The organism is Flavobacterium sp. P21 (assembly GCF_050632225.1).
Taxonomy (GTDB): Bacteria; Bacteroidota; Bacteroidia; order Flavobacteriales; family Flavobacteriaceae; genus Flavobacterium.
This window is the reverse complement of record NZ_CP192585.1, coordinates 180,331-201,138: the sequence shown is the minus strand read 5'-3', so window position 1 is coordinate 201,138 and position 20,808 is coordinate 180,331. Positions and strand designations below refer to the sequence as shown.

Here is a 20,808-nt window from a genome sequence, read left to right as displayed (position 1 = left end):
TTGGAATTTGGGATTTTTTATATTGTAATTATTCTAGATTTAGAATTCTAAATAATAGATATATCCAAAGTTGAACCATACTTGCCAGTCATTCGACTTATTTTCTTTATAAAGATCTTTATTTGGATTTAGACCATCAACCCAGTCATTGCTAAACATTTTAAAACGAGTTTCAAACATTAAATCGCTCATTGTTGTCAGTTTATAATGAACACCAACTCCTCCGGTTGCGGCTACAACAATTCCGTCTTCTGTAGAAAATCCGTGTGCTCTTCCATCTGAGGGCGTTAAATACTTTCCTATGGTTACATTAGGAAGCGTCATGTCGCCTAAATTAGAACCTACTTTTGCAGAATAGTAATCTACTTGAAATCCAAGGCTCAAATACGGACTGAAGCTACCAACTGTGTTTTCGAAATCATGTATTTTGATAAAAGAAAACTCTAATTGAGATCCTATCCCTACTGTAGTTGAAGTTGCCTTCATGTTTTTAAGCATGTTAACAAATACCGTTTCTGGTTTTTTGTCAACCCATCTTCCAAAATGTTTAAGTTCAGTATGGCTAAATGAAAGCTCTGATCTTACTTTAAAGTGTTCAGTGAAAAAACTTTCATGATTGTTAGCCGCTGAGAAGTTGATAAAGTGCATAACTCCAACACCAAATCCAGTGTTTCCAACATTGGTATCAAAATTGTTTCTTTGTCCAAAATCTGACTGCAGTGTTACGGGACCTGCGAATATTCCTATTTCTTGTGCAAGATCAGATTGAGCATTTGCAACAGTGCTTATGCCAAGAATGGCAAATAGCGTGATAATTACGGGTTTGAGCATAAAATTTGGGCTTAGAAATCTAGGCAAATATATAAAAAACCTAGTCTAAACAAAATATTAAATACGGCTATTAAAAAATTAGTAACAAAACACTTAATTTTCTGACTTTAAGTGTTGTGATTCGATGTAAAATCGGAGGCTTAAAATTGGATTTTAATTTTTGTTTAGAAATAACACAATTCTTCTTTAAAAACGAAAAAAAATAACAATTCATGATTGTTTTACCTTATCTTTGCTTGTTGATACGAAAACGTTTTCTTGAAGCTTTTTTGTACCTAAATTTGATGTTAAGTTAAAAACTATTATTTGAATAATTTATTTAAAAATGGAACAAAAAATAAATGAATTTATGGCTCTAGTGGAGTCAAAAAATCCAAACGAGCCAGAATTTCTTCAAGCTGTTAGAGAATTTGCAGAAACAGTTATTCCGTTTATTGCAGAAAGAAAAAAATATGATGGGAAAAATTTACTTCTTAGGATAGCTGAACCTGAAAGATCGGTAATTTTTAGAGTTCCGTGGGTAGATGATAAAGGAGAAATCATTGTAAACAGAGGGTTTAGAATCCAGATGAACTCTGCAATTGGACCTTATAAAGGAGGAATCAGATTTCATCATACAGTAAACTTATCAGTTTTAAAATTCTTGGCGTTTGAACAAGTTTTTAAAAACAGTTTGACGACGCTTCCAATGGGTGGAGGAAAAGGAGGTTCTGATTTTGACCCAGAAGGAAAATCTGATGGTGAAATTATGCGTTTCTGCCAATCATTTATGACGGAATTATGTCGTCATATTGGTCCAGATCTTGACGTTCCAGCAGGAGATATCGGTGTAGGTGCAAGAGAAATTGGTTATTTGTTTGGACAATACAAAAGAATCAGAAATGAATTTACTGGAGTTTTAACTGGAAAAGGTTTGGCTTACGGAGGTTCATTAATCAGACCAGAAGCTACAGGATATGGAGTAGTTTATTTTACAGATCAAATGCTTCGTACAATTGGTCATGAAATTAAAGGTAAAAAAGTTGCAATTTCTGGATTCGGAAATGTGGCTTGGGGAGTTGCTCTAAAAGTAAATGAACTTGGAGGAAAAGTAGTTACGATTTCTGGACCTGACGGATATATTTATGATGAAGAAGGAATCTCTGGAGAAAAAATCGACCACATGCTTGAAATGAGAGCTACTGGTGATAATAGAGCAGAAAGATATTTAGAGAAATATCCAAACGCTGTTTTCCATAAAGGAAAAAGCCCTTGGGAAGTAAAAGTTGATATCGCAATTCCATGTGCTACTCAAAACGAATTAAATGGTGACGATGCTAAGAAATTAATTGACAATGGCGTTTTGTGTGTAACTGAAGCCGCGAATATGCCTTCTACATTAGATGCCATTAAACTTTTCTTAGATAATAAAGTTCTTTTTGCTCCTGGAAAAGCGGCTAATGCTGGTGGTGTTGCTCGCTTCTGGATTAGAAATGACGCAAAACTCTATCCGTTTGAACTGGACGAGTGAAGAGGTTGATTTAAGGTTAAAAGACATTATGGTTGGAATTCATAACCAATGTAAAAAATATGGCGCTGAAGAAGATGGCTATGTAAACTACGTAAAAGGAGCTAACATTGCTGGATTTGTTAAGGTTGCCGATGCTATGCTTGCTCAAGGTGTAGTGTAATTTTTAGTTATAGTTTTTTTGAAATGTCTTCATTTGTCATTGACAATTGAAGGCATTTTTTTATTTATAAAAAGAACAAAAAGCAAATACTTCCGTTTGTAGTATATTTGCTATCTGAATACGTAAAATAATGAGAGGAAGGTTTCTGTATATTTTGTTTCTAATCCTGTTTCAATTTAGCTTTTCGCAGAATAAATTGTCATGGCAGGGTTATTTTTCGTTTAACGAAATAAAAGATATTTCAGAATCTTCAACAGCTGTTTATGCGGCTTCAGAGAATGCTTTGTTTTCTAAAAATGCTTCGTCAAATACGGTCAAAACAACTACTACAATTGATGGTCTTTCTGGACAAACAATTTCATCGGTTTATTATAGTGAGGCATTCAAAAAAACAATTATTGGCTACGAAAACGGTTTGATGATCGTAGTAAATGAAGCTGATGGAAGTATGCTAAAAGTAGTTGATATCATCAATAAGCAATTGGCCCCAAATCTTAAAAAAATCAATCATTTTATGGAACATAATGGGTTGGTTTATGTTTCCTGCGATTTCGGGATTGTTCAATTTAATTTAACGACTTCACAATTTGGAGACACTTATTTTATTGGCGATAATGGTGCCGAAATTAGTGTCAAGCAAACAGCCTTTTTTAACGGATTTATTTATGCCGCAACTTCCAGCGGAATAAGAAGAGCAGATATCACAAATCCAAATTTAAATGATTTTAAGCAGTGGACTGTTGTGAATACAGGAAACTGGTACGGCATAGAAACGCTAGATACAGAGCTGATTGCTGTAAATAATTCGGGCTATGTGCATCGATTCAATTCAAGTGTATTTGTAGGCTTTTCGCAATTGCCACAAACTACCGTTGATATCAGGGCGAAAAATCATAATTTGTTTATTACGACTGCAAATACAGTTTATGTTTACAATAATCAAATGGTTCTGATTCGACAAATTGCAAATACACAGGTTTTAGATAATACAATTAATTTTACTTCTGCAACTGCTGTCGGAAGTTCAATTTATATCGGAACAAAAGAAAAAGGTTTGTTTTCGTCATCGCTTTCAAATAGTGTCGCTTTTCTTAATGATACGCCTTTTGGTCCAGCTCGAAATAATATTTTTTCAATGGATATTACTCCAAATGTGCTTTGGGCGGTTTATGGAGATTATGACACCTATTATAATCCGTATGATTTAGATAGTTATGGTGTTAGCAAATACAATACATCTGGCTGGCTGAATATTCCTTATTCTGATGTTTATAATGCAAAGTCGATGACAAGAGTCATTGTTAATCCAAAGAATGAAAAGCAAGTTTATGCGAGTTCTTTTTTTCTGGATTATTGCGGATCGAAGATAATATTCCAAATTTTTTATATAATGAAAAAAACAGCGGTTTAGAATCGATTACTACCGAAGGTCCAAATTATATTGATGTTCGTATCAATGCTACAGCTTTTGATAAAACTGGAAATTTATGGGTAACAAATAGCCGAATTAAAAATGGCTTAAAAGTTTTAAAAACAAATGGGCAATGGGGAAGTTATGCCATGACGTCAATTTTAGATGATGCTCAAGCGAGTAGTTATGGTGCAATTCTCGTAGATCGAAACAATGTAAAATGGATTGCGACAAATCGTGACGGTGTTGTTGGTTTTAATGAAACAAATAATACATTCAAAAAAATGACTTTTGGTGCCGATGCTGGAAATCTCCCAATTGCCGATGTTAGGTCATTGGCAATTGACACTAAAAATCAGCTTTGGATTGGAACAACAAAAGGATTACGTGTTTTATCCAATGTTGGAAATTTTCAGAATGACAGCCAGCTAAAAGCAAATCCAATAATTATTATGGAAGATAATTTAGCTCAGGAACTTCTTTACGAGCAATTTATAACCACAATTGCGGTTGATGGAGCCAATAATAAATGGATTGGAACAAGCGATTCTGGAGTTTTTATGGTTTCGCCAAACGGTCAGGAAACAAAATATCATTTTACAAATAGTAATTCGCCTTTGCCAAGCAATGCCATAAATGATATTAAAATCAATAGCACAACGGGTGAAGTTTTTATAGCAACCAATAAAGGAATGATTTCTTTTGGCGGAATTGCCACTGAAGCCAACGAAGATTTGAATAACGTTTATGTTTATCCAAATCCAGTTCGCCCAACTTATTCTGGAACGGTAAAAGTTGCCGGATTATTGGATAAAGCCAATATTAAAATCACGGATATTGAAGGAAATTTAGTTTACGAAGCCACTTCTGAAGGCGGAACAATTGAATGGGACACAACTGCTTTTGGAAAATACAAAGTTTCTTCAGGTGTTTATATGATTTTTATTTCGGCTCAGGATGGAAGCGAGACAAAAGTCAAAAAAGTGATGGTTATTCGTTAGTATTCAGTCGCAGTCTCAGTTTTCAGTTTGGATTTCTTCAATCTAAAATCAACAATCTAAAATCTAAAATTATCTCGTGCTCGTCAAAACCAAAGCCATAGTAATCTCGTCTTTAAAATTTCAGGAAAAAAGCTTGATCGTAAAATGTTTTACGCTTTCAAGCGGACTGAAATCGTATTTTGTGCGCGATGCTTTTTCGAGTCGGAAAGCAAGCCAGAAGATTGCTTATTTTCAGCCGTTTTCGATTTTAGAAATTGAAGCCGTTCATAAAAATAAAGGAACGCTAGAGAATTTCAAAGAAATAAAAAGTGCCGTTCCGTTTCAGAGCATTCATACTGATATTGTAAAAAGTACGATGGTAATGTTTCTTTCTGAAATGTTGCATTATTCCATTCAGGAAGAAGAAAAAAATGAACAGCTTTTCCTCTTTTTAGAAACCGCTCTGACTTGGCTGGATCATCATGAAGAAATTTCCAATTTTCATTTGATTTTGCTTTTAGAAATCACCAAATATTTAGGTTTTTATCCAGATATTTCAGAAATAAATTTGCCTCATTTTGAAATGAATGAAGGTGTTTTTACACTTTTTCAAGGAGCAAGTGTTTTATCGGAACACGAAACCAATTTGCTTAAAAAACTAGTCGAATTAAAATTCGATAATGATCAAAAAATCTTTCATGTTTTAGAAAGACAAATGTCGCTTAAAATCTTAATTGATTATTACAGTTTGCATTTAGAAGGATTCAAAAAACCGAAATCTTTAGAGATTTTAAAAGAAGTTTTCTCTTAAGTTGGCCAAAACAGCAATATTTATTGCGGAATCTACCTGAAATTTCCTGAAATCGGTCTTTTTTCCTTTATCTTTTATCTATTTTCCTCAAAATTCCTTACTTTCGCACCTCGTTTAAGAAAAGGATAAAATGAGTACAAAATTTACTGAATACAAAGGACTTGACTTGCCAACTGTAGCTTCTGAAGTTCTTGATTTTTGGAAGAAAGAAAATATATTTGAAAAGAGTGTAACAACTCGCGAAGGTGCTGAGCCTTACGTATTTTTTGAAGGTCCGCCTTCAGCAAACGGATTACCAGGAATTCACCACGTAATGGCGCGTGCGATTAAAGATATTTTTTGCAGATATAAAACTCAAAAAGGTTTTCAAGTAAAAAGAAAAGCTGGATGGGATACTCACGGTTTGCCTGTTGAATTAGGTACCGAAAAAGAATTAGGAATTACAAAAGAAGATATTGGCAAGACCATTTCTATCGAAGAATATAACGAAGCGTGTAAAAGAACCGTTATGCGTTATACGGACGTATGGAATGATTTGACCGAAAAAATGGGGTATTGGGTAGATATGGAAGATCCATATGTAACTTATAAACCAAAATATATGGAATCGGTTTGGTGGCTTTTGAAACAAATCTACGATAAAGGTTTGTTGTACAAAGGATACACAATTCAGCCATATTCTCCAAAAGCAGGGACAGGTTTATCTTCTCACGAGGTAAATCAGCCTGGAGCTTATCGTGACGTTACAGATACTACAATTGTGGCGCAGTTTAAAACTTTGCCAGAAACGCTTCCGGGCTTTTTACAAGGTTTTGGAGATATTCACATTTTAGCTTGGACGACAACTCCTTGGACATTGCCATCGAATACAGCTTTGACAGTTGGTCCAAAAATCGATTATGTTTTAGTAAAAACATTCAATCAGTATACTTTTGAGCCAATCAATGTTGTTTTGGCTAAAAACTTAGTTGGAAAACAATTCGGAAAAGGATTTTTCTTAAGCGAAGACGATGCTGATTTTGACAATGTGAAAAACGGAGATAAAAAACTTCCGTACAAAATTTTAGCAGAAGCAAAAGGAGCTGATTTAGTAGAAATTCGCTATGAACAATTATTGCCTTACGTATTGCCGTACCAAAATGCTGAAAATGCATTTAGAGTAATCGCAGGGGATTTCGTTACTACAGAAGACGGAACGGGAGTTGTGCATACAGCGCCGACTTTTGGTGCAGATGATGCTAAAGTTGCAAAAGAAGCAAAACCAGAAGTTCCGCCAATGTTGGTTTTAGATGAAGAAGGAAATGCGGTACCGTTAGTTGATTTACAAGGAAAATTTACTTCTCATTTAGGAGATTTAGCTGGAAAATACGTTAAAAACGAATATTACGATGCAGGACAAGCGCCAGAGAAATCTGTAGATGTTGAAATCGCTATTCGTCTTAAAGAAGAAAATAAAGCATTTAAAGTTGAAAAATACGTGCACAGTTATCCACATAGCTGGAGAACAGACGAGCCGTTATTATATTATCCTCTAGATTCATGGTTCATCAAAGTAACCGATGTAAAAGATAGAATGTTCGACCTGAACGAAACTATCAATTGGAAACCTAAATCTACTGGTGAAGGACGTTTTGGAAATTGGCTGAAAAATGCTAATGATTGGAACTTATCTCGTTCTAGATATTGGGGAATTCCGTTGCCAATTTGGAGAACTGAAGATAAAAAAGAAGAAGTTCTTATTGGTTCTGTTGAAGAATTGTACAATGCGATCGAAAAATCTATCGATGCAGGTTTTCAAAAAGAAAACCCGTTTAAAGGTTTTGAAATCGGAAATATGTCTGAATCAAATTATGATTTAATCGATTTGCACAAAAATGTTGTTGATGCTATCACTTTAGTTTCAGCTTCTGGAAAACCTATGAAGCGCGAAAGTGATCTAATAGACGTTTGGTTCGATTCTGGAGCAATGCCTTATGCACAATGGCATTATCCTTTTGAAAACAAAGACAAAATTGATGGAAACAAAGATTTTCCAGCGAATTTCATTGCTGAAGGAGTAGATCAGACTCGTGGATGGTTTTATACCTTACACGCTATCGGAACTTTGGTTTTTGATAAAATTGCATACAAAAATGTAGTTTCAAATGGTCTTGTTTTGGATAAAAATGGAATTAAAATGTCTAAGAGTAAAGGAAATACGATAGACCCATTTAAAACCATTGCAGAAAACGGCCCAGATGCTACACGTTGGTATATGATTATGAATGCAAATCCGTGGGATAACTTAAAGTTTGACCTTGAAGGAATTGCTGAAGTTAAACGTAAATTCTTTGGAACTTTATACAACACATATTCTTTCTTTTCGTTATATGCTAACATCGACGGATTTAAATATGCTGAAGCAGAAATTCCGTTAAACGAAAGACCAGAAATCGATCAGTGGATTATTTCTGAATTACATTCGTTAATCAAATTCGTTGACGAATGTTACGAAGATTATGAGCCAACGAAAGCTACAAGAGCAATTTCAGACTTCGTTCAGGAAAACTTAAGTAACTGGTACGTTCGTTTATGCCGTCGTCGTTTCTGGAAAGGAGAATATGCAAAAGACAAAATTGCGACTTACCAAACGCTTTATACTTGTTTGTTAACTATAAGCAAATTGAGCGCTCCAGTAGCTCCATTTTTTATGGATAAATTATATAGAGATTTGACAACATATACGGGAACCGAGGATTTTGCTAGTGTTCACTTGGCTGAATTCCCGAAATTTGTCGAAAACTTTGTTAATAAAACGTTAGAGAGCAAAATGCAGAAGGCGCAAACAATCTCTTCTTTGGTTTTATCACTTAGAAAAAAGGAAATGATCAAAGTACGTCAACCTTTGCAAAAGGTAATGATTCCGGTACTTGACGAGAATCAGAGAGCTGAAATTGAAGCGATTTCTGACCTTGTAAAAGCCGAAGTAAACGTGAAAGAAATCGAACTTTTAGACGATGCTTCTGGTATTTTGGTTAAACAGATTAAACCTAATTTTAAGGCTCTTGGACCACGTTTTGGTAAAGATATGGGCTTGATTTCCAAAGAAATACAAGCTTTTACGGCGGATCAGATCAACCAGTTAGACAAGCAAGGGACGCTAGATATTGTTATTTCTGGAAATAATGTAACTTTATCATTAGAAGACGTCGAAATAACATCTCAGGATATTGAAGGATGGCTGGTTGCAAATTCAAACGGAATTACTGTTGCGCTTGACATTACAATTTCTGAGGAATTAAAAAATGAAGGTATCGCGAGAGAATTGGTAAACAGAATCCAGAATATCCGTAAAGATTCAGGATTTGAAGTTACTGATAAGATTAAGGTGCAGATAAAGAGAGACGGCATTTTAGAAGATGCGGTTTTGAAAAACTTAGACTATATTAAGTCTGAGACATTAACAGATGATTTGGTTTTTGTGGATGCTTTAGAAAACGGCACAGAAATTGAGTTTGATGATATTAGAACAATGATATTAATTTCAAAATAAGTATAATACCATGATAGATGAAATTACAAGATACTCAGACGCTGACTTAGCGGAGTTCAAAGAAATAATCCAAGCAAAAATTAAAAAAGCACAAGAAGATCTTGATTTGATCAAAAGTGCCTATATGAACGATTTGAATAACGGAACTGACGATACTTCTCCAACTTTTAAAGCTTTTGAAGAAGGAAGTGAGACCATGTCTAAAGAAGCGAACTCTCAGTTGGCTATCAGACAAGAGAAATTCATTCGTGATTTAAAAAATGCTTTATTCCGTGTAGAAAATAAAACTTACGGTATCTGCAAAGTAACAGGTAAATTAATTAGCAAAGAAAGGCTTAAAATCGTTCCTCATGCAACAATGAGTATCGAAGCTAAAAACTTGCAGAGATAATATTTTAAAATATTAAATTTCGTAAAAAAGCCCCTAATTTTAGGGGCTTTTTTGTTTAATGTTTGATTGTGCAAAAATTAACCATATAATGGGGTTTTATGAGAGAAATTATTTATAATTTAATGAAATCAGTTGGTTGAAAGGTTTGCTTTTTTTGTAAGAATAAAACAAGTAGAATTTTCTAAGATTTTTTAGAATAATTTCATAAAAAAACCGCCTTAGTCAAAGGCGGTTTTTTTAAGTAAAATTTTATGCAAGATTTTTTTCAACATCAGCTTTGTGTTTTCTTAAAATGGCTCTTGTCATTCCAAGATTTGCTTTAGATGAATCTGCCGCAAGGTAAATCATGAATTTTTTGTTTGGAGAAATGTCGATAATGTGAATTTGATTTGTAAGTGTAATCAAAATATCTTCGATATTCTGATCTAGACCTAAGGCTTTTACAGCATTCAATTTAGCTTTTACAACTTCAAGGTTGTAAGCGTGACCAATTCTGGATCGAAATCAGAATCAATTGTTAAATTGCCAAAACTTAATCCAGATTCAATTTCGGTTACTGCTACAGCGATAAAGCCGTTTACGTTGGTTTTCATTTCATTCAAAAACACGTTTAAAAAGTCGTTGCTCATAATTTAATGGGTTTGTTGGGTTAATAGATTTATGTTATTTCAATAGTGAATTTTTGCTCAGCTCAGCTGATAATTCCTCTGTTGAACGCATTAATAAAGCTAGATTGCTTCCCTCTTTTGAAAAAGCAACTACGAAATTGGTACCACTGATTTTGTTTCCAACTACAACTCCATCTGAAGTTTTTAGAAGAAGCTGTTTTAAAGCGCCTTTGTCTAAGTCGGTCAAGAACTTTTCACTCATTGATAAAATAGCGGCGCTCATCGTCGCTACGCTGTCGCTGTAATCAACATGCAGTGAAGTAATCATTTTTCCTTTTCCGTTTAAAATTAATGCAGAGGTAGATTTGGTATTAACTAAAAAATCGTTTAAAGTAGAAGTTATTTCATTCATGTTTTGTAGGATTTAGAAGTTTCTGTTTAATTATTTTGGGACTGATAGCTATTTAGGTGCTTTAATTGTGTTTTTAGGTGAACAATTGTTAAATCTTATTAACAAATATAGATTAAATTATGTATCATTGTAGTATCAATCTGTTAATTATTTTATTTTAATATAAAAAACTTATATTATGGCTAAAATATTGAAGTTCAAAGATGTGAATTCTGATGTCGAACGTAGAATGAAGGATTTTGAAAAAATGAGTTTAAAATTGAAGGCAGATAAAAAGTCAAGTGTAGGAAAAGATAGCAGTGGTTTGCTGAAATCTATTTCTGGCCTTTTTACTGATGCTTCATAGGCTTCTGTAAACGTCTGCGGTAAGAAATAAGCTTTTTTGCGGCTTAGAATATATGTTTGAGCTGTAATTGCTATTATTGTAAAAGAATTAACGCTCTATAGGGAGCGTTTTTTTTGATTTAATTGTTATTTTTGCCCATCAAAAATTTATAAAATGTCATTACGAAAAGCGTATTTCCTTATATTCTTAGTTTTAATTGTTGATCAGTGGTCGAAAATCTATGTAAAAACAAATTTTATTCTTGGAGAAGAATTTCCTGTTTTTGATTGGTTTAATATTCATTTTATTGAAAATGAAGGAATGGCTTGGGGAACAAAAATTCCTGGGGAATATGGAAAACTGATTTTGACGGTTTTTAGAATTTTTGCAGTTTTCGGAATTGGATGGTGGCTTGCAGATGCAGTTAAAAAACGCCATTCTACTTATTTGATAGTTGCGATTGCATTAATTTTTGCGGGAGCGGCGGGTAATATTATAGATTCAGTTTTTTACGGAGTCATATTTGACGGGAGCGAGCATAACATTGCAACACTTTTTTCTCCTAATCCATATGGAACTTGGTTTCACGGTTTGGTAGTCGACATGTTTTATTTTCCAATTTGGGAAGGAAATCTTCCAACTTGGCTACCGTTATTTGGAGGAAAACATTTTGCATTTTTTAATGCTATTTTCAATGTTGCCGATGTGGCGATTTCTACAGGAGTTGGTATTTTATTAGTTTTCAATAAAAGAGCTTTTCCAAAGCACGGATAAATTCAAAAATCCCAAAAATTTCAAAATTCCAAATTCCAATATTTGAGGCATTCGCAAGAAAAAGATATTGGAATTTGGAATTTTTCATTATTGAGGGTTAAATATTTTGTGTTATTTTTACGAGACAAAAAAACTAACTATGCAAAGTCCGTCTTTCTCTATTTATGATGCTTCTGCAGGATCTGGAAAGACCTATACTTTGGTTAAAGAATATCTTAAAATCATTCTTTCTTCGCCAAAAAATGATGCTTATCGAAATATTTTGGCGATAACCTTTACCAATAAAGCGGTTCATGAAATGAAAAGCCGTATTGTTGGAAGTTTATCTGAATTTGCAAAAGATGAACCTTCAGAAAAATCAGTTGCTTTGATGGAGGATTTGTCTCGAGAAACGGGACTTTCGATTATTAAAATCAAAACAAAATCTCAAAATATTATAAAGCATCTTATTCATAATTATGCCGCTTTTGATATTTCTACCATTGATAAATTCACGCATAAAGTTATACGCGCTTTTGCCCATGATTTAAATCTTCCAATGACTTTTGAAGTTACATTGGACACGGAAAATCTATTGGTTGAAGCAGTTGATGCAATTATTGCCCAAGCCGGTCAAGATGAAACTTTGACAAGATTGCTAATCGATTTTACAATGGAAAAGACCGATGACGACAAAAGTTGGGATGTCTCTCGTGAAATTTTGGAAACCGGAAGGTTGGTTTTGAACGAAAATAATCGGAACGAGATTTTACATTTTCATGATAAGTCGATCGAAGAGTTTATTGAGATTAAAAAGAAAATGCTTGCGCTTTGCAAAGATTTAGAATCAGAGAATGAAAATTGGGCGAAAGAAGCGCTTGATTTAATTGATAAAAACGGAATTGATTTAAAATCTTTTTCTCGCGGTACTTTTCCAAATCATTTAGAAAGTATTCGTGACGGAAAATTCAATCCAAGAAACAAGACTTTTCACGAGTTCGATGATATTGCGATTAATAAAACGGCAAAAGACAGGGCTTTAATTGAAAATATTATTCCAGAACTGCTCCAGATTTTAACCAAGATTTATAAGAATTTTGAAAAAAGAGATTTTTACAAAGCCTTTCTTAAAAATATAACGCCACTTTCATTGCTAAATACGGTAAGTAATGAGTTGGCAAAAATTCAATCGGAACAAAATATTTTATCGATTTCAGAATTCAATGCGATTATCCATCGCGAAATTCAAAATCAGCCGGCACCTTTTATTTACGAGCGTTTGGGTGAGCGTTATCGTCATTTTTTTATTGATGAATTTCAGGATACTTCTGAAATGCAATGGCAAAATTTAATACCGCTGATTGACAATTCGCTTTCTGGTTTAGATGATTTAGGGAATAAAGGAACACTAATGATTGTTGGTGATCCAAAACAATCTATTTATCGCTGGCGCAGCGGAAAAGCAGAACAGTTTATTGAACTTAGCAAAGACACAAATCCATTTAATAATCCAGATAAGCAAATTCGGCATTTAAATACTAACTATAGAAGTTATAGTGAAGTCATTGATTTCAATAATAAATTTTTCAAGCTTATCGCTTCGGAATTTTCAAATGAAGATTATAAAGATTTGTATGAAAATCATAGTTTTCAGAATACAAATTCAAAAGAAGGCGGTTATGTAAATATTTCATTTCTACCCATTATTGAAAAAACAGATTCAGATGATGAAGACGAAGCGCTTGAAAAATCAGATTTATATGTTTTAGCAACTTTAAATACGATTTTGAAAGTTGTTCGAGAAGGATTTCAATATAGAGATATCGTTGTGCTGACCCGAAAAAGAGATCAAGGAATTGCGATCGCAAATTATCTGACAGAACAAAATATTCCACTTTTGTCTTCGGAAACTCTGATGATCCAAAATGCGACAGAAGTCCGATTAATTATTCATCTTTTAAAATATTTGAACAATAGCGCCGATTTAGAATCGAAAGCAAATTTCCTTCATTTTTTGGCTTCAAATGTAAATTCTGAAATGCCAATTCATGATTTTATTGCTCAAGGAATGGCAAATAAATCTGAAGCTGATTTTGAAAAATGGCTTTTGACTTTTGATGTTTCATTGTCTTTTGAAGATGTTCGGAAAAAGTCACTATACGAAGCTGTAGAAATCATTATTTCTAAATTTATTTTGCCTTCTGAAGGAAATGCGTATGTCCAGTTTTTTATGGATATAGTTTTGGAAAGAGATATAAGAAATCAAGCTGGAGTTGCTGATTTTTTGGTTTACTGGGAAAAAAATGCAGAGAAATTCAGTATTCCCTCGCCAGAAGGAAATAACGCTGTCCGAATTATGACGATTCATAAATCGAAAGGTTTAGAGTTTCCAGTTGTGATAATGCCTTTTGCCGAAGAAGATTATAATCGAAAGCCGAAAGATAAATTATGGCTTGATACCGAAGATGCAGATTTAGACGTTCCCAAAGCTTTGATTGACAACAGTAGTGCGGTCGAAGGTTTTGGCGAAAGTGCTTCGGCAGTTTTTAATTTGAAAAAACAAGAAGAACTTCTGGACAATATCAATGTTTTATATGTGGCTTTGACGCGTGCAGAAGAGCAGTTGTATGTTATTTCGCAATCTTTGAAAGAGAGGAAAGATGGTGAATTCCCTAATAATATGGCTTCTTTTTTTATTAAATTTTTGATTCATCAGAATATTTACGATTCAGAAAAATTAGAGTATGAATTTGGGAATCCAATGAAATTGTCTGCTTCGGTTGAAGTAGTTGATTCTGTAAAAGAAATTCCAATTGTAAAAGAAGTTTTAGACCCAAAAAACATAAAAATTGCACAGCGCGAGGCATTAATGTGGGGGACACATCAGCAAGAAGCTATATCTTATGGAAATATTATTCATGAGATTTTGGCTTTTATCAAAGATAAATCTGATGTTGAATTGGCGATTACGAAAGCAATTGAAGAAGGTTTGATAAGGCTTGATCAGAAAGATCAGGTTTTTAAAACACTACAAGAAATTGTAAATCATTCTGAATTAAGTGTTTGTTTTGAAGGAAGTAATAAAATTTTGAACGAACAGACGATAGTTCAAAAAGAAGGAAAAATTCTTAAACCGGATAGGGTTGTCCTGACTGCTGACAAAAATGCTTATTTATTGGATTATAAAACGGGCGCAATAAATCCGAAATACAAGCAACAAATTCAAGAATATCAGGATGCTATTGAAGATTTAGGGTATAAAGTGTTAAAAAAGGCTTTGGTGTATATAGGAACCGAAATCGATGTAGTAAATTTGTGAAAAAATTAATCAGAAGTTAAAGAATTAATGGCTTTTTTATGGTTAAGTTGTTAATTTTTAACGTTTTAAATATAAGGAAATGTACGGTAAAATTAAAGAGCATCTGCAAAATGAATTGCAGACTATTGAAGAAAATGGAATTTTCAAAAAGGAGCGTATCATAACTTCGGCTCAGGGAGCTGAAATTAAAATCTCAACAGGAGAGACTGTTTTGAATTTTTGTGCGAACAATTATTTAGGGCTCTCTTCTCATCCAGAAGTTGTTCAGGGCCGCAAAAGACGCGATGGATACTCATGGATTTGGAATGTCTTCTGTTCGTTTTATTTGCGGAACACAAAATATTCACAAGACTTTAGAAAAAAGATTGCCGATTTTTATGGAACAGAAGATACTATATTGTATGCGCTGACTTTTGATGCAAATGGCGGTGTTTTTGAGCCATTATTAGGAGAAAACGATGCAATTATTTCTGATAGTTTAAATCATGCTTCAATTATAGACGGAGTTCGTTTGTGTAAAGCGGCTCGTTATCGCTATGAAAACAGCAATATGGAAGATTTAGAGCAACAATTAATAAAAGCAACAGAAGCGGGATCTCGTTTCAAGTTGATCGTCACTGATGGTGTTTTCTCCATGGATGGTTTAGTTGCTCCGCTGGATAAAATTTGTGACTTAGCGGATAAATATGATGCAATGGTCATGGTTGACGAATGTCATGTCGCTGGATTTATTGGTGCAACAGGCAAAGGAACTCTTGAAGCGAAAGGCGTAATGGGACGTGTTGACATTATAACAGGTACATTAGGTAAAGCTTTAGGAGGCGCGATGGGAGGTTATACAACAGCGAAAAAAGAAATTATTGAGATCTTGCGTCAGCGTTCAAGACCATATTTGTTTTCAAATTCATTGGCTCCGGCGATTGTTGGTGCTTCTATTAAAGTTTTTGAATTATTAGAAAAAGATACTACCCTAAGGGATAAATTGGAATGGAATACCAACTATTTTAAGGAAGGCATGAAAAAAGCTGGTTTTGATATTATTGACGGTGATTCTGCCATTGTTCCTGTTATGTTATACGATGCAAAATTGTCGCAAACTATGGCAAATGAATTGCTAAAAGAAGGAATTTACGTAATCGGATTCTTTTTTCCTGTAGTTCCAAAAGATAAGGCAAGAATACGAGTACAACTTTCTGCCGCACATACTAAAGAGCACTTAGACAAGGCGATAGAAGCATTTACATTAACAGGCAAAATGTTAAAAGTTATATAATTACCATATTCTGTAAATTTTTGTAGGTTTTTTTAACATTTCATTTTGTATTTAAAAAATTTGGTGTTACTTTTGCTTGTAATTAACTAAATTGTAATTAAAAAAATTAAGTATGAAACATCTTAACAAACTTTTAGTTGCTGTGATGATGGTGATGGGTTTAAGTTCTCACGCACAAGACAGCAACAATCCATGGGCGATCTCTTTTGGGGTTAATGCAGTGGATACTAGAACAAGTTCAGGGGCTGGTCACGGTTGGTTTGATCAACACTTTTCTCAGCCTTTCGCTGTAAAAGACAACTGGAATATTTTACCATCTTTATCTTACATTGGAGTGTCTAGATATGTTGGTAGCGGTTTTTCTGTTGGCTTAACAGGGTCTGTAAACAAAATTGATAAATTCGTTATTTTCGATCCAACTGCTCCAGGGCATGATGGAAGAGGAAATGTGGTTGTAAATCCTGGTGATTTAATGTACTACGGAATTGATGCTACTATCAAATACAGCTTCCAAGAATTAATCAAATCTAAAGTGATTGATCCTTCGTTATCTGTTGGTGGTGGATATACTTTCTTCGGAGATAGCAGTTATGGAACTGTTAACCCAGGTGCTGGATTAACTTTCTGGTTTACTGATGCTATTGGTCTTGAGTTATCTACAAGATACAAATGGGCTGTTAGTGGTGACAGACAGGATGCTTCTGGAACTCCAGATGCTGTTTCTCACTTCCAACATATGGCTGGTTTAGTTTTCAAATTCGGAGGTAAAGATACTGACGGAGACGGAATCTACGATAAAGATGATGCTTGTCCAGATGTTGCTGGTTTAAAACAATTCAATGGATGTCCTGATACTGACGGAGACGGAATCGTTGATGCTTCTGACGCTTGTCCAGATGTATTTGGTTTAGCCGCATTAAACGGATGTCCTGATACAGACGGAGACGGAATTGCTGATAAAGATGATGCTTGTCCAGATGTTGCTGGTTTAGTCGCTTTAAAAGGTTGTCCTGATACTGACGGTGACGGAATCGCTGATAAAGATGACAAATGTCCTACAGTTGCTGGTCCAAAAGAAAACGGTGGTTGTCCTTTCTTAGACGCTGATAAAGATGGTGTTGCTGATAAAGATGATGATTGTCCTACAGTATACGGTCCTGCTAGTAACAGAGGTTGTCCAGAAGTAACTTCTGAGGCTTTAGAAGATCTTAAAGTTCAAGCAAGAGCGGTTTACTTCAACTCAGGTAAAGCTACTTTCAAAACTGGTGACAAAGAAACTCCAGCTAGATTAGATGCTATTAAAGAAATCCTTAAAAACTATCCAAACGCGAAATTCTCTATCGAAGGACACACAGATAGTACAGGTTCTGCTAAAATCAACCAAAAACTTTCTGAAGACAGAGCTAAAGCTGTTATGGATGCATTAATCGAAAGAGGTGTTAACCCAGAAAACTTAGAGTCTAAAGGATTTGGTTCTAGCCAACCAGTTGCAAGTAACAAAACTGCCGCAGGTAAAGCACAAAACAGAAGAACTGAAATTAGACACATTGGTTCTAAATACCAAGGTAAACTATAATTTACTTTGTAAATAATACTTAAAAGCCATTCTTAATTGAATGGCTTTTTTTATTTTTATAAAATGATAAATAATTCTTTTTTAGATAAAATTGTCGCAATAGTTGTTCAGGATTATGGAAGAAAGCTTGATGAAACAACGATTATCCTGCCTAATAAAAGAGCTAAAGTATTTTTAATCGAAGCTTTAAAAAAACAGACAGAAAAAACAATTCTTTCGCCAGAGATAATTAGTATTGAGGATTTTGTACAAGATGTAGCCTCAATTCGTTCAGTAGATTCAATAGAGCTTTTATTTGAGTTTTACGAAGTGTATTTGTCTGTTACTGAAAAACAACATCAGCAATCTTTTGAATTATTTGCTAATTGGGCAAAAACACTTTTACAGGATTTTAATGAAATAGATCGATATCTTCTTGATCCGATTCATGTTTTGTCCTATTTAAAAGATATTGAGGATATAAAAAAATGGGGCATAGAGGTTGAGAATAAAACAAAGCTTCTGGAAAATTATATCGACTTTTGGAAATTGTTGCCTTTGTATTATGATGCATTGTATAATCATTTACTGCATAAAGGAATTGGGTACCAAGGTTTGATTTACCGAGAGGCAGTTAATAATCTAAATCATTTTTCAAATTCGGTTGCTAATCGGTCTTTTATTTTTGCAGGTTTTAATGCTTTGAATGCGGCGGAGGAAAAAATCGTGCAACATTTATTAGCATTAGATCAAGCAAAAATATATTGGGATGCAGATCAGACCTTTTTGAATGATCCGTATCACGATGCCGGTCTTTTTTTAAGACGATTCAAAGACAGTTGGAAGCATTATAAATTTCATCCTTTTGAATGGATTGTGGATGATTTTTCACAATCTAAAAACATTCAAGTGATTGGATCTCCAAAAACTATTGGTCAGGCAAAAATTGCAGGAAGTATTATAGAAAAACTTATCGATGAAAATCCTCTGGGATCACTTGACAAAGTTGCTGTTGTTTTGGGAGAAGAAAATTTGCTGATTCCGGTTTTGTATTCGTCGCCTTCTTCAGTGGGTGCATTGAATATTACCATGGGATATTCGGGGAAAAATAATCCTTCTCAAATCTTGATTGCAAAATTGTTTAAAATGCATACCAATGCACTTTCGCGAAAGGGAGAAAGTTATGTGTTTTATTACAAGGATGTTTTGGATATTTTGACGCATCCTCTTGTGGCGCCTTATGCAAATGCCAGCCATTTAGTGAAAATTATCAAAGAGAATAACTATACTTTTATTACTCAAAACAGGATTGTTGAGCTATATGGAAAGTCTTCTGACTTATTTGATATGCTTTTCAATAAATGGGAAAATGGTTCAGTAACGGTTCTTGAAAATATTTCAGAGCTTCTGCTTTTGATCAAGAAGAATTTTGACAATGATAATGAAGCAGAAAAAATAGCAAAATCTTTTGTTTATGCTGTTTTTAAGGTAATAAACAAACTGATTAATTATTATTCAAATCATAATCACATTGATAATATTGATACGCTTCATGCTATTTATAAACAAATTATTGATGTTGCTGAAGTTTCGTTTGAGGGAGAGCCTTTGCGTGGTCTCCAGATAATGGGAGTTCTTGAAAGCCGTGTATTGGATTTTGATACGGTAATTATCACGTCAATGAATGAAGGTAAATTTCCGGCAGGAAAGTCTCAAAATTCATTTATTCCCTATGATGTGAAAAAGGAATTGGGCTTGCCGACTTTTAAAGAAAAAGATGCTATTTATACCTATCATTTTTATCATTTACTACAAAGAGCAAAAAATATTTATCTGATTTACAATACGGAAAATGATGGGCTAGATGCTGGAGAAAGAAGCCGATTTATTACACAGCTGGAAGTTGAAAAACAGATCAAGCATAATTTGACTTTTGATATTTACAATCCCGTTTTGCCTTCAACAGCTTATCTTCCTATGGTGATTCCGAAATCAGAAGAAGTTATGATTCGTTTGAAAGAGATTGCCACGACAGGTTTTTCTCCATCAGCATTGACAAGTTATATTCGGAATCCAATTGATTTTTATTTTCAAAAAATACTACGAATTCGTGAAGTTGAAGAAGTAGAGGAGAATATTGCTTTAAATACACTCGGAACTATTATTCACGAAACTCTAAAAGGACTTTACGAGCCTTTTATCGGGAGGTTTATATCAGAAGAAGATATTGCAAAATGTTTTACGCTTCTTGATGATGAGGTTTTAAAGCAGTTTAAAGTAGTTTATAAAGAAGGCGAAATTAAAAAAGGACGAAACCTTTTGGCTTTTGAAGTGGCAAAGCGAAATGTTTTTAATTTTCTAAAAATGGAATTGGAGGCAATTAAAAATGGAGATGGAATTAAGATCATTGCTTTGGAGCAGACTTATCAACGTGAATTAATACATCCAAGTTTACCATTTCCGGTTCTCATAAAGGGAAATGTCGACCGCATCGAACAACGAAACGGGAAAATAAGAATTATTGATTATAAGACCGGAAAAGTTGAAAAGAACAATGTTGTGTTGAAAACATGGAATGGGTTGACTAAAGAGCTTAAAAATGATAAAATTATTCAAGTTTTGGCTTATGCATTTATGTTTGAAAAAGAAGCTGGAGAAATGCCAATAGAAGTTGGGATTATTTCTTTTAAAAATTTAAAGTCGGGATTTTTGCCTTTTGCTTTCAAAGAAGATAAAGATTTGGATATGATTGTCTCTTATCAAATTCTGAATTCTTATTTAGAAGAAATCGTTTTGCTTTTAAATGAAATTTTTGATGTTGCAATTCCTTTTGAAGAAAAAACAAATTAGTAATGAGGAAGTTTTTAAATGTATTGGAGTTTTTTAAAACCACTTTGTGGGTGAATTTGCTAGTTTGCTTTGGTGCTGTTTTTTTAG

Annotated in this window: 13 protein-coding genes and 2 pseudogenes; 12 read left to right on the top strand and 3 right to left on the bottom strand. The window is 33.9% G+C overall.

The features are described from left to right. Positions 1-39 precede the first annotated feature (39 nt). Positions 40-831, bottom strand: a complete 792-nt coding sequence (locus ACQ9BO_RS00990) for a THC0290_0291 family protein (RefSeq protein ID WP_431243305.1) — start codon at positions 829-831, stop codon at positions 40-42. Between the two features lie 325 nt (positions 832-1,156). Here ACQ9BO_RS00990 and gdhA point away from each other — a divergent pair. The 6 genes and pseudogenes from gdhA to ACQ9BO_RS00960 all read left to right on the top strand — a co-directional run bounded on the left by gdhA (position 1,157) and on the right by ACQ9BO_RS00960 (position 9,626). Next, positions 1,157-2,501 (top strand): annotated as a pseudogene (gene gdhA / locus ACQ9BO_RS00985) (NADP-specific glutamate dehydrogenase). A gap of 196 nt (positions 2,502-2,697) precedes the next feature. Further along, positions 2,698-3,912 (top strand): hypothetical protein, encoded by a 1,215-nt coding sequence (locus tag ACQ9BO_RS00980; protein ID WP_431243304.1) that lies wholly within the window; start codon positions 2,698-2,700, stop codon positions 3,910-3,912. Next, positions 3,855-4,913 carry a T9SS type A sorting domain-containing protein gene (locus tag ACQ9BO_RS00975; RefSeq protein ID WP_431243303.1) on the top strand — a complete coding sequence of 353 codons (1,059 nt, stop codon included), beginning with the start codon at positions 3,855-3,857 and terminating at the stop codon, positions 4,911-4,913. Before ACQ9BO_RS00980 ends, ACQ9BO_RS00975 begins: the two co-directional genes overlap by 58 nt. 76 nt (positions 4,914-4,989) lie before the next feature. Continuing rightward, positions 4,990-5,703 (top strand): DNA repair protein RecO, encoded by a 714-nt coding sequence (recO, locus tag ACQ9BO_RS00970; RefSeq protein WP_431243302.1) that lies wholly within the window; start codon positions 4,990-4,992, stop codon positions 5,701-5,703. Positions 5,704-5,833: 130 nt separating this feature from the next. Continuing rightward, complete coding sequence (gene ileS, locus ACQ9BO_RS00965; protein ID WP_431243301.1) at positions 5,834-9,235, top strand: isoleucine--tRNA ligase; 3,402 nt, start codon at positions 5,834-5,836, stop codon at positions 9,233-9,235. A gap of 10 nt (positions 9,236-9,245) precedes the next feature. Next, on the top strand, positions 9,246-9,626 hold the full coding sequence (locus ACQ9BO_RS00960) for a TraR/DksA family transcriptional regulator (protein ID WP_012022792.1): 381 nt from the start codon (positions 9,246-9,248) through the stop codon (positions 9,624-9,626). Between the two features lie 249 nt (positions 9,627-9,875). Here the strand turns inward: ACQ9BO_RS00960 and ACQ9BO_RS00955 are convergent. Both ACQ9BO_RS00955 and ACQ9BO_RS00950 read right to left on the bottom strand, forming a co-directional pair. Next, positions 9,876-10,255 (bottom strand): annotated as a pseudogene (locus ACQ9BO_RS00955) (hypothetical protein). A 34-nt stretch (positions 10,256-10,289) separates the two neighbouring features. Continuing rightward, positions 10,290-10,646, bottom strand: a complete 357-nt coding sequence (locus ACQ9BO_RS00950) for a roadblock/LC7 domain-containing protein (RefSeq protein WP_431243300.1) — start codon at positions 10,644-10,646, stop codon at positions 10,290-10,292. Positions 10,647-10,824: 178 nt separating this feature from the next. Between ACQ9BO_RS00950 and ACQ9BO_RS00945 the strand changes: the two genes are divergently transcribed. From ACQ9BO_RS00945 to ACQ9BO_RS00920, 6 genes are all read left to right on the top strand, one after another. Continuing rightward, positions 10,825-10,992, top strand: coding sequence for a hypothetical protein (locus ACQ9BO_RS00945; RefSeq protein WP_431243299.1), 168 nt, complete (start codon positions 10,825-10,827; stop codon positions 10,990-10,992). A 153-nt stretch (positions 10,993-11,145) separates the two neighbouring features. Further along, positions 11,146-11,745: a lipoprotein signal peptidase gene (locus ACQ9BO_RS00940; protein ID WP_431243298.1), complete on the top strand. Its 600-nt coding sequence runs from the start codon at positions 11,146-11,148 to the stop codon at positions 11,743-11,745. A 139-nt stretch (positions 11,746-11,884) separates the two neighbouring features. Next, complete coding sequence (locus tag ACQ9BO_RS00935) at positions 11,885-15,043, top strand: UvrD-helicase domain-containing protein (RefSeq protein WP_431243297.1); 3,159 nt, start codon at positions 11,885-11,887, stop codon at positions 15,041-15,043. A 79-nt stretch (positions 15,044-15,122) separates the two neighbouring features. Next, entirely contained in the window at positions 15,123-16,316 is a 1,194-nt protein-coding gene (kbl, locus tag ACQ9BO_RS00930) for a glycine C-acetyltransferase (RefSeq protein WP_431243296.1), read from the top strand. Positions 16,317-16,428: 112 nt separating this feature from the next. Further along, positions 16,429-17,892: an OmpA family protein gene (locus ACQ9BO_RS00925; protein ID WP_431243295.1), complete on the top strand. Its 1,464-nt coding sequence runs from the start codon at positions 16,429-16,431 to the stop codon at positions 17,890-17,892. Between the two features lie 63 nt (positions 17,893-17,955). Beyond that, positions 17,956-20,721, top strand: coding sequence for a PD-(D/E)XK nuclease family protein (locus ACQ9BO_RS00920; RefSeq protein WP_431243294.1), 2,766 nt, complete (start codon positions 17,956-17,958; stop codon positions 20,719-20,721). Positions 20,722-20,808 lie beyond the last annotated feature (87 nt).